The organism is Streptomyces sp. NPDC058240 (genome assembly GCF_042882135.1).
Classification (GTDB): Bacteria; Actinomycetota; Actinomycetes; order Streptomycetales; family Streptomycetaceae; genus Streptomyces.
Genome location: NZ_JBHVWT010000128.1, coordinates 1 through 3,673, shown reverse-complemented (window position 1 = coordinate 3,673; position 3,673 = coordinate 1). Strand labels below are relative to the sequence as shown.

3 protein-coding genes and 1 pseudogene are annotated in these 3,673 nt (G+C 69.2%); 3 read left to right on the top strand and 1 reads right to left on the bottom strand.

The annotated features are described in order from the left end of the window. Nucleotides 1–282 precede the first annotated feature (282 nt). Nucleotides 283–789, top strand: coding sequence for a SigE family RNA polymerase sigma factor (locus ACFVX4_RS41765; RefSeq protein WP_389988664.1), 507 nt, complete (start codon nt 283–285; stop codon nt 787–789). Between the two features lie 65 nt (nt 790–854). Next, nucleotides 855–1,682, top strand: a complete 828-nt coding sequence (locus ACFVX4_RS41760) for a hypothetical protein (RefSeq protein WP_389988661.1) — start codon at nt 855–857, stop codon at nt 1,680–1,682. Nucleotides 1,683–1,713: 31 nt separating this feature from the next. Here the strand turns inward: ACFVX4_RS41760 and ACFVX4_RS41755 are convergent. After that, a pseudogene (locus ACFVX4_RS41755) lies at nt 1,714–2,006 on the bottom strand (transposase); the annotation flags it as partial. A 521-nt stretch (nt 2,007–2,527) separates the two neighbouring features. Here ACFVX4_RS41755 and ACFVX4_RS41750 point away from each other — a divergent pair. Next, entirely contained in the window at nt 2,528–3,460 is a 933-nt protein-coding gene (locus ACFVX4_RS41750) for a hypothetical protein (protein WP_389988658.1), read from the top strand. Nucleotides 3,461–3,673: the final 213 nt, after the last annotated feature.

Sequence of the window (3,673 nt, the reverse complement as noted above, 5' to 3'; positions counted from 1 at the left end):
CCTCACCAAGCGCATAACGGACGAGACCACCCCCACCTGGCGAGGAACCTATTAGGGCAGAAAGGGCAATCTACCTAGATCAAACGCCCTCTGAGAGGTACCGACAACGCACCCCAGTCGGCCCCCGCCGGGCCGGGCATCGTGCCTCCGACCCCCGCGGAACACTGCTGACGCGGCAGCGGTGGAAAAGAAGGTGCTCCTGCCGCGCGACATCCTGCCGTCTCACGTAGTCAAGAGGGGTATGCACGGGGATCACGGAACAAGAGAACGGTCGGGGGCCGAGTGAAATCAGCACAGGAGGATCAGTACCTGGAGTTCGTGGCCGCGAGGGCGAAGGCGCTGTACCGCTCGGCGTACGTACTCGCGGCCGGCGACACACATCTTGCCGAGGACCTGGTCCAGGAAACCCTCAGCCGGGTGTACGTGCACTGGAAGCGGGTGGCCAGAGCGGACAGCCCAGCGGCCTACGCCCAGACGGTTCTGGTCCGCACCTCCCTCACCCTGCGGCGTCGGCGAAGCACCGGCGAGCGCCCCATCGGGAACATGCCCGACAACGCGGCGGCCGGCCCGGACGCCGCACTGCGGCTCACCCTGCTGGACGCGCTCGGTCAACTGCCGCCCCGAGACCGGGCGGTGCTGCTGCTGCGCTACTGGGAGGACCGCAGCATCGAGGAGACCGCCCAGATGCTCAAGCTGAGCAGCAGCGCGGTCCGCTCCCAGGGCACCCGGGCACTCAACAGGGTGCGCGCGTTGCTCGGCGACAGCCTGTCCGACCTGGTTCCGCACTGAACACCGGTGCACACAGGTCGAACCCACCGCAAAATCCCTATCAGCGACGAAAAGGTGACGCCAGCATGCCGTTCGAAGCAGACCTCGCACACGCCCTGGACCGCACGACCGACTCCCTCGAACCCGATCTCACCACGCTCACGAGCGGAGCCGTCGAGCGCGGGCGGAGCCGCAGTCGGCGTCGGCGCAGCGCCGGCGTCATCGCCGGGGTCGGCGCCTGCGCCGCGATCGCGGCAGCCGGCCTGGTGCTCCCCGGCGCGCTCGCCGGGACTCGCTCCGCAGGATCCGACATGGAAACGGTGGCGCTGGCGATGCCCCGTTCCGCGATCACCGGCACCCAGATGATCGACGCTGTGAAGAAGACGTTCCCCGGGAGCCGGTTCGGCCAGGAGGACGGACAGAGCAACGACCCATCGAATCCGTCCAGCGGGTGGGTCGCCAACGGCGGAGTGGACGTCAACGACGGGCACGGCGCCGCCAACGTCGGTGTCTCGGCCCTGCGGCTCAAGCTGCCGCTCAGGGACGGCGAAGGGCTGAACTGCGACAATACGGCCGGGCGTGCTGAGGTCGGCGACACCTGCGAGCTGAGCGAGCTGCCGAGCAGCGCCGCGCTTCCCGGCGGAGCCCTGGTGATGTCGGAGAAGATCGCGGAAAGGCAGCCGATTGGCGCCGACCCCGTCCCCGACTCCGACATCGCTCACCGCTGGACGACGACGGTGACCCTGAAGTCGACCGGCGCCCAGCTTCAGATGGTGCAGTGGAACACCGCCGGCGACTTCGGTAGCGGAAACAGGCCGAAGCCGACCCGTAACGCTCCCCCGCTCTCCCAGAAGCAGGCGGTGGCGGCACTCACCGGTCCCACCTGGGCGCCGATTCTCGGTGCCGTCGGCTGACCCGTTGCATTGCCGAAAATGGGGGCAGAACCTCCATGACCTGCTGCGCTGGCAGGTCATGGAGGTTCTGGTCGGTGCCGTCGTCCCGCCACAGGCCGAAGTAGTAGTACACCGCGCCGCTGGGCGGTAGGTTGCCTGGCAGGTAGGCCCACTGACAGTCCGTCCGGGACTGGTACAGGATCGCGTTGACGATCTCCCGCATCTCGTACCTGCCTCGTGGCCCGTGGCCGAGGGCCGCCCGGCCTTCCACGCAGCCAGCACGGGCTCGATCAACGCACACCGCTCGTCGGACAAGTCGCTCGGGTACGGCTTGCGCTCAGCCACCCCACCAGCCCAGCACGGCCAAGCCCACCGACCAGCAGAATCGCTCCAGACTCACACGATCAGGCGACCACAGAACGGAAATCAAGCCTCATAACGCCCTCTCGGCCCACCCGATACCGGTACGGAGCCCCCGCGAGCCGTCACTGTCCCGCCGGACCCCCTCCTGGGCCGGAAGGGTCGCCACCACCGCCCCCTCGGCAACGGTCTTTGCCCAAGGGGTCGGTGACACGCCACCCGCCCTGTTGCGGCGACGTCGGGGCCGAGCGGGCCGCGGGCGGGGTCGTCGATGCAGACGTGCCAGTCGGTGTCGTACTCGGTCCGCGCAATCAACTCGGCCGTGGCCGTGGCGGAGGTCTCGGGTGCCATGGTGGCCCCGGTGCGGACTTCTCTGATTCCCGCACACCGTGTTCCGTTCCGGGGCCCGGTACGAGCGGCCGGAATTCATCGCATTACCGAACTTGCGGGGTGGGGAGGCTCCGACCGTCATTAACAGAAGGTGATCGCAGGAGCTGGCCGAACAATTGGAGGCCCGGCTGAAGCCCGTGACGGACGGGCAGGAAGCGATACGCCAGCACTACCTGAAGATCCTGGAGACCGTCCAGGCAGGCACCTCCGGGCTGCGCGAGGAGAACCGGGAACTGCGCCGCCGCCAGGAGCGATTGATCTCGGACGTCACCGAGGCACGGCAAGACGTGTCAACAGTCCGCACCGAGCTCGCCCAGGCGCTGCTTGCCGCGCCTTCTCCCGTGCCGCCGGAGAATGCCGCCGCACCGGCGGCCGAGACCCGCCCCCTGCCTGGCACCGACGCGCCTGCCGAATCCGAAGAGGAGCCCATGAACCACAGCGAGCCCGGCCCGGTCCCCCACGCCTCCGACGTCCGTCCCGCCGGGGCCGGCCCCGAGAACGGGAACGGGAACGGCCAGGAGGCGCTGAAGCGGGCGGCGGCGGCCGCGTACCGCGGCGCGGCACCCGCCGCGCAGTCCGGGCCGGTGATCCCGCAGCAGGCCCGCCGCCAGGAGCAGCCCGCCGCCGAGGGGCTCGCGCCGGAGGTGCAGCACGGTGTCCGGCTGATGAAGGCGGCCGGTGTCGCTCTGGCGGAGCTCGTGTGCCACCGCGACACGTGGGAGTACCTCACCGGCCTGAGCACCAATCAGACGCACTTCCATACCCCGCCCAACATCGATGACATCAAGGACGGGCGGGTACGTGTCGCCCTGTCCGGGCGGTCGCTCATCGCGCTCCTGATCGCCCTGTGGGACACCCGGGACAAGGCCGAGTTCCTCACCGCCGACTGGGCTCTGGCGGCCACCGCGTACGACCGGTTCGCCGCCGAGCTCGACACGGTCGGCAGGGGAACCCAGCACACGGTGCGTATCACGCTTGATGACGGCTCACCTGTCGCGCAGCCTGAACTGGCCGAGGCCGGCGCGGAGGCAGGCACACCAGACAAGTGACGGTGGCGGGGCGGTGATGGCGGGCGGTGGTGCCGTCCGCCGTCCCACAAGAACGGGCGCTATCCGGCCTGGAGCGGGCCGCTCTCGCCCACCGGCATTGCCCACTTCATGGCTACCCGGGGCCTCCCCCTGAGTGGTGGACACGCTGATACTGGATCTTCTTGATCCGGAGGAAGCGAGAAGACCGCCGATGGCGATGAAGGACTACTCGGA

Bases quoted from the DNA above. Each gene is read 5' to 3' on its own strand.
- ACFVX4_RS41760 (WP_389988661.1), top strand. From the start codon at position 855: ATGCCGTTCGAAGCAGACCTCGCACACGCCCTGGACCGCACGACCGAC.